Source organism: uncultured Thiocystis sp. (genome assembly GCF_903866365.1).
GTDB lineage: Bacteria > Pseudomonadota > Gammaproteobacteria > Chromatiales > Chromatiaceae > Chromatium.
Genome location: NZ_CAIPNF010000337.1, coordinates 1 through 5,417, shown reverse-complemented (window position 1 = coordinate 5,417; position 5,417 = coordinate 1). Strand labels below are relative to the sequence as shown.

The following is a 5,417-nucleotide window of genomic DNA, read 5'->3' as shown; positions in this document are numbered from 1 at the left end:
TTTCGACGCTCGATCCGAGGATCTTCCAAGGAGGTGAAATGCTCAAGAATGCTTGCTGACATGAGAAACTCCAATCGTCGTTTCTCGCTAGCATCCGTCAACTACCCGAAAAACGGAATGTTTAAACGCGCTCGCCCTGGCATCGGCATGGTCGAGCGCGCGTGCTGGATCGTGGGCGAGCACCGTCTCGAACGACGGTTCTTCATCAATTCAATCCCCGCACAGGCCCGGCGGTTCGCTGAGGCGGTGCGCGGTCACTGGGGGATTGAGAACAAACTCCACTGGCGGCTGGATGTCCTCTTCCGCGAAGACGCTTGCCGGATCCGCAAAGGCAACGCCCCCGCGATTCTGACGGCCATCCGCAATCTCTGCATGAACCTGTTCGAACAAAAACCCTCGAAGCTGCGCTTGTCGAAGCAGCGTCGCAAGGCCGCTTGGAACGATGACTATCGCGCTAAGGTCGTCTTTGGCTGAGTATTTATACGCGCTCGCCCTGCGTGTTTGAGCGTTTGGCGGAGCGGCAGATGGTCTAAAGCGGTATGATTCCGGCGGAGCGCGCCCGTTGACCGGTGGCGGCACGGTCGCCGCCGGTATCCCTCCCCGCTCTGTCAGGACGGGGTTTCTCGCGGAGGAACAGATGAGTATTTTATCGAGCAAAAAGGCGGGTGTCCTGATCGTGATGCCGGACATCCGGCTGGATACCCAGACCGCGCCCGCAACCGATCAACTGATCGTCGAGGCGATCGCCCAAGGCGAGACGCGCATTCTGGTGGATTTCGCCAAGACCAACTATATCTCCAGCGCCGGACTGCGGGTGCTGCTGAAGGCGACCAAGCAGCTCAAGCAGGCGGGCGGCGCCTTCGGTTTGTGCAACGCCAGCGAGCAGATCCGCGAGGTGCTCGACATCAGCGGCTTTGCGACCATCATGACCTGCTACACCAGCCTCGATGAGGCGCTGCAAGCCTTGGGCGTCTAATGTCCGCAACGCATCTGCGGCTCGATTTCGTCAACCGTCCGGATGATCTCAATGCGGCGCTCGACCGGCTTGAGACCTTTCTGGAGTCCGCGCACGCCAGCGCGAAGCTGACCTACACCGCGCGCCTGGTGCTCGAAGAACTGCTCACCAACACCCTCAAATACGGCTATGACGACCGCGACGCGCATCCTCTGCGCGTCGACTTCCGGCTCGGTCCGCCGGCAACCCTGCGAATCGAGGACGATGGGCACCCCTTCGATCCCACCGCGCAAGCGCCGTCAGTGGCACTCGACGCCGCCGTCGAGGATCGCCCGATCGGCGGTCTTGGACTGCACATGGTGCGAGCACAGACGGCATCTTTGCGATACGCGCGTCATGAAGGCATCAATCGGCTTGATGTCGTTTTTCTGGAATAAGCGACGAGAACGGAATGCCGATCGCTCTGGACGCAATGTCGCCCCTGTACGCTCCAACCCGCCTCTTTCGTCCCGGACCCCCGCCATGACCAGCGCGCCGAGCAGTGGCCAATCAGCCAATCTCTTCAAGAACTACAACCGTCTGATCGGCGTTGCCTACACCCTGCTCATCCTCGCGTTGACGGTGTTTTTCGGGTATCTGCTGGACCGCAAGCTGCACGAGGAAATCGATCTGATCCGCGGCCATGTGGCCCGACATGGTCAGTTCTTCGAGTTCGTGCTGCGCTCTTCGGCCGATCAGCTCGAAACCTTCCGAATGTCGGCGTGCGCTTCTCAACGCGACCAGATACCCGCGTCTGGCCCGACGCTGCTGGCGCAACCCCCGGGCGCCTGGCTGCACGAGGACGCCGACCGTCGCCTGTTTCATCTCGATGCGCTCCCGGACCGCGATGCCGGCGGCAACCTGGTGGGCGAGGGCAGTCTGCACGCGCGCGCCCCGGAGTTCTACGCCGATCTGAGCACGGCGCTGCGCATCAACTCCGAGTGGAGTTCGCTGGTCTTTAACCTGCCGAATGCCGTCCAGGCCCGGTTCGTGTCAATCCACCGCTTTCATGCGGTGCTGCCCTGGGATCGCTCCACGGAGCTTCCCTTCGATCCCGAGGTGTACGACAGCCCCGTCTGGATCCTGGGCCAGCCGGCGAACAACCCCGACCGCGAAAAGTACTGGGCGCCGGTGTCCTTCGCGGGCCTGGATCGCGGACTCGTCGCCCCCGTCGCCGCACCTCTGTATCAGGGACAGCGTTTCGTCGGGGTGCTCTCGATCGACACCAGTCTCGATTATCTCAATCGCCTCAACGCGGACTTTAACTATCCCCTCGGCTTCACCCTGCTGGTCGATCAGCGACAACAGGTGCTGACCCACCCGGAGCTGTACGCCAAACCGCTGGAAGTCGAGACCACGCCAGACCTGGCGAGCGCCCTGCCGCTGGCGCTGATCGGCGAGATCGATCGCTTGCGCCAACTGCCCTCGGGACAACCCGCCACCGTCAATGGGTATCTGGTCATCCGCCATGCGCTGATCAGCGCCCCCTGGTCGTTGTTCTATATCGCGCCAGTGTCCGCCCTCTGGCTGGAACTCGCCTCCGACATGGGCGCCCCCATGGTTGGCGTTCTGCTGGGACTGGCCCTGTTGATGGTACTCACCTATGTCCTGACCTCGCGCGAATTCGTCGGCCCCGCCGCCAAGCTGGTCGCGCATATCGCCGCGGAGTCCAATTTCCAGCCCGCCACTATCCCGATCGTGCCCAGCGGCTGGCGGCCTTGGTTCGAGACCATCACGCACGCCTTTCGCGAGTCGATGCAATTAGTCGCCCTGCGCCAGGAACTGGAGATCGCGGCGACCATGCAGCAGTCCATCCTGCCCCGGCACTGGCCCAAGCATCCCGGCTACGTGCTCTGGGGAACCATGCGCTCGGCGCGGGAGGTCGGCGGCGATTTTTACGATCATTTCGAGGTGGCGGACCGCCTGCGCGGCCTGGTGGTGGCCGATGTGAGCGGCAAGGGGATTTCGGCCGGACTCTTCGGCATGGTCTCCAAGACCCTGCTGCGGTCGGCGGCCACCTCGGGGGATCTGCCGATCGGCGAGATGATCGCCAAGGTCAACGACAGTCTCGCCGAGGATAACGAGAGCTGCATGTTCGTGACCCTCTTCTACGCCCGGCTCGATCCGGAGACGGGATGCCTGGACTTCGTCAACGCGGGACATCCAGCGCCCCTGCTGATTCATGCCGATGGCGGAGTAGCCGAATTGGCCCTGACCAGGGGCATGGCACTGGGCGCGATGGACGGGCTCGACTATACCGCCGCGTCGGTCCAGTTGCGCCCCGGCGACACGCTGTTGATGTTCAGCGATGGCGTCACCGAGGCCATGAACGACACCGATGAAGAGTTCGGCACCAAACGCTTGTCCGCGCTCTTCCTCGACCAGCCGCCGCCGGATCCGCGCACGGCGGTGGAGCGGGTGCTGGCGGCGGTGGATCGGTTTGCCGGCGGGGTCGAGCAGTTCGACGACATCACCTGTGTCGCCTTGCGCTATCGGGGCACCGATCCCGCGCCAGATGCGCCGGCGGACACCGCGGAGGCTACGTCATGAGTTTGTTCGCCGGAATGCGGTGTTCGTGCTGGGCGCTGACGGCCATGCTGGCGCTCTGGTGCAACGCCGTCGCGGCCACGGACGATTCGCTCGCCGCGATTCAAGCGCGCGGGACACTGCTGGTCGGGGTCAAGTCGGATGTGCCGTGCTGGGGCGAACTGGACAAGACCAGCGGCGAGATCGTCGGCCTGGAGCCGGATCTCGCGCGGGATCTGGCCGAGCGACTGGGCGTGGCTCTTAAGCTAGTTCCGGTCCTGTCGGCCGAACGGGTCTCCGCGCTGGAAACGCGGCAGGTGGACGTCGTGATCGCCACCCTGAACGCAACGCCCGAGCGCCGCGCCCAATTGACGCTGGTGTCGCCCTCGTACTACGAATCGGGCGCCGGGCTGCTCGCGCGTCGTTCCGAGGGCTTCAAACAGTGGTCCGAACTGCGCAACCGACGAATCTGTTCGCGGCGTGGTTCCTTCTATAATCGCCCGATCGCGGTCGAGTACGGCGCGGATATCGTGGCCCTGTACAGCGCCGAGATCGCGCTGGCGGCGCTGCGCGACGGACGCTGCGACGGTTTTCTCGGCGACACCGCGGTGTTCGCGGTCATGTTGCAGAATCTCGAGCTGGCCGAGCGCTACGAGATGACCCTGCCCGCGCTCTATCCGACCGGCTGGGCGGTGGCCCTGCATCCCGACGCGCGCGGCGGTCGTCTGGAAGCCGCGATCTCCCAGGCCATCGTCCACTGGCACCGGAGCGGTCTGCTGGGTCGACTGGAGGAGAAATGGGGCATCCCCCGCTCCGAATTCAGCCGGCGGATGGAAGCCGAGTGGCGTCAGGCCGCGCCTGATTCCGACCCTGAACCTGAACGCAGATGAGCCTACCCCACCCAAGTCATCTCATGACCGCTTGCCGAACGCTCTGACCTTCGGCGGTCCCCTCGACGTGTTCGCCAACTCCTCCTTTGCCGACTTCACCGCGCACCATTTCCCCCAGGCCAACATCCAGACCTATCCCGACTGGCGGGATGCCATCCGGTCGGTGCGTACGGGCGAAGTCGTCGGGATCTATCGCCCCCTACAGGATTTGCAGCCATTCGAAGTGGGGGATACTGATTCCCGGAAATCGTCTAAATAACAGTTATTACATCCAGCCACTCAGCGCGCCTCAAGTCAGAGTCATCATGATCGCTCGGCGTTAGTTGAGTCGTCGGTGGATTCGGTTTAGGTCTCCGCCATCAGCTCGACAACTCGGAAGCGGACGATGGCATCGGTGCTGGAGCCTTTGCAGACCGACCCCGGTTGGCTCAAGAAGTCGGCGAGTACGGGCGAGGCGTCGATGGAAGATCGCGCCAGCCGCCGTCGCCGTCCGTGCTCAGCTTCATGACGCAAACCGCCGCGCGGGTTCATCTCCTCGCCCGCCGTGGCGTTTATCCCCCGAGGAGCCTTCAACCACAGGAACGAGCCATGAACGACCAAGCGAAGCCGTATCAACAACTCATCGCCAAGTGCTGGGCGGATGACGCCTTCAAACAGCGCCTGCTGGCCGATCCGGCTGGGACGCTGGCGGCGGAGGGGATGGCGGTGCCGGAGGGGGTCACGGTGCGGGTGGTGGAGAACGGCGCGCAGGACGTCACGCTGGTCATTCCGGCCAGGCCGACGGAGCTATCAGATGAGGTGCTTGGCGGCGCAGCAGGTGGCACGAGTTGGGGCGGATCCTGCGCTTGTTTCGTTATGAACAGTATGTACTCACGGTTCGCCCATTTTGACAGCTGATTACCCGGATTGGGCGCCCACGCCGAGATAGAGATCCTGCGGAAAGTCGAGCAAGCTGACAATGCGCGACTGCACGGCGTTCAGTGGGGTCATGTTGAGCCAGTCCGTGC

General features: G+C 63.6%; 8 protein-coding genes. 7 read left to right on the top strand and 1 reads right to left on the bottom strand.

What is annotated here, in order from left to right; translation table 11 throughout:
• The first annotated feature begins 48 nt into the window (after positions 1-48).
• From QZY07_RS18925 to QZY07_RS18900, 6 genes are all read left to right on the top strand, one after another.
• Positions 49-474, top strand: coding sequence for an ISAs1 family transposase (locus QZY07_RS18925; RefSeq protein WP_363184497.1), 426 nt, complete (start codon positions 49-51; stop codon positions 472-474).
• A 163-nt stretch (positions 475-637) separates the two neighbouring features.
• A complete protein-coding gene (locus QZY07_RS18920; protein ID WP_295406029.1) occupies positions 638-976 on the top strand; it encodes an STAS domain-containing protein in 339 nt (112 codons plus the stop codon).
• Positions 976-1,392, top strand: a complete 417-nt coding sequence (locus QZY07_RS18915; protein ID WP_295406027.1) for an ATP-binding protein — start codon at positions 976-978, stop codon at positions 1,390-1,392. Before QZY07_RS18920 ends, QZY07_RS18915 begins: the two co-directional genes overlap by 1 nt.
• A gap of 85 nt (positions 1,393-1,477) precedes the next feature.
• Complete coding sequence (locus QZY07_RS18910; RefSeq protein ID WP_295406025.1) at positions 1,478-3,544, top strand: SpoIIE family protein phosphatase; 2,067 nt, start codon at positions 1,478-1,480, stop codon at positions 3,542-3,544.
• On the top strand, positions 3,541-4,410 hold the full coding sequence (locus tag QZY07_RS18905; RefSeq protein ID WP_295406023.1) for a transporter substrate-binding domain-containing protein: 870 nt from the start codon (positions 3,541-3,543) through the stop codon (positions 4,408-4,410). Before QZY07_RS18910 ends, QZY07_RS18905 begins: the two co-directional genes overlap by 4 nt.
• A 31-nt stretch (positions 4,411-4,441) precedes the next feature.
• On the top strand, positions 4,442-4,669 hold the full coding sequence (locus QZY07_RS18900; protein WP_295406022.1) for a hypothetical protein: 228 nt from the start codon (positions 4,442-4,444) through the stop codon (positions 4,667-4,669).
• 86 nt (positions 4,670-4,755) lie between these two features.
• Here the strand turns inward: QZY07_RS18900 and QZY07_RS18895 are convergent, their stop codons facing one another.
• Positions 4,756-4,941, bottom strand: a complete 186-nt coding sequence (locus QZY07_RS18895) for a hypothetical protein (RefSeq protein ID WP_295406032.1) — start codon at positions 4,939-4,941, stop codon at positions 4,756-4,758.
• On the opposite strand from QZY07_RS18895, the gene QZY07_RS18890 reads away from it, so the two are divergent.
• Positions 4,915-5,307, top strand: coding sequence for an NHLP leader peptide family RiPP precursor (locus QZY07_RS18890; RefSeq protein WP_295406020.1), 393 nt, complete (start codon positions 4,915-4,917; stop codon positions 5,305-5,307). The two genes, QZY07_RS18895 and QZY07_RS18890, sit on opposite strands and share 27 nt — an antisense overlap.
• Positions 5,308-5,417: the final 110 nt, after the last annotated feature.

What these genes read in the sequence shown, in the direction of transcription:
- QZY07_RS18890 (WP_295406020.1), top strand. Translation starts at nt 4,915, where the DNA reads ATGACGCAAACCGCCGCGCGGGTTCATCTCCTCGCCCGCCGTGGCGTT.
- QZY07_RS18905 (WP_295406023.1), top strand. Translation starts at nt 3,541, where the DNA reads ATGAGTTTGTTCGCCGGAATGCGGTGTTCGTGCTGGGCGCTGACGGCC.
- QZY07_RS18915 (WP_295406027.1), top strand. Translation starts at nt 976, where the DNA reads ATGTCCGCAACGCATCTGCGGCTCGATTTCGTCAACCGTCCGGATGAT.
- QZY07_RS18925 (WP_363184497.1), top strand. Translation starts at nt 49, where the DNA reads ATGCTTGCTGACATGAGAAACTCCAATCGTCGTTTCTCGCTAGCATCC.
- QZY07_RS18910 (WP_295406025.1), top strand. Translation starts at nt 1,478, where the DNA reads ATGACCAGCGCGCCGAGCAGTGGCCAATCAGCCAATCTCTTCAAGAAC.
- QZY07_RS18895 (WP_295406032.1), bottom strand. Translation starts at nt 4,941, where the DNA reads ATGAACCCGCGCGGCGGTTTGCGTCATGAAGCTGAGCACGGACGGCGA.
- QZY07_RS18920 (WP_295406029.1), top strand. Translation starts at nt 638, where the DNA reads ATGAGTATTTTATCGAGCAAAAAGGCGGGTGTCCTGATCGTGATGCCG.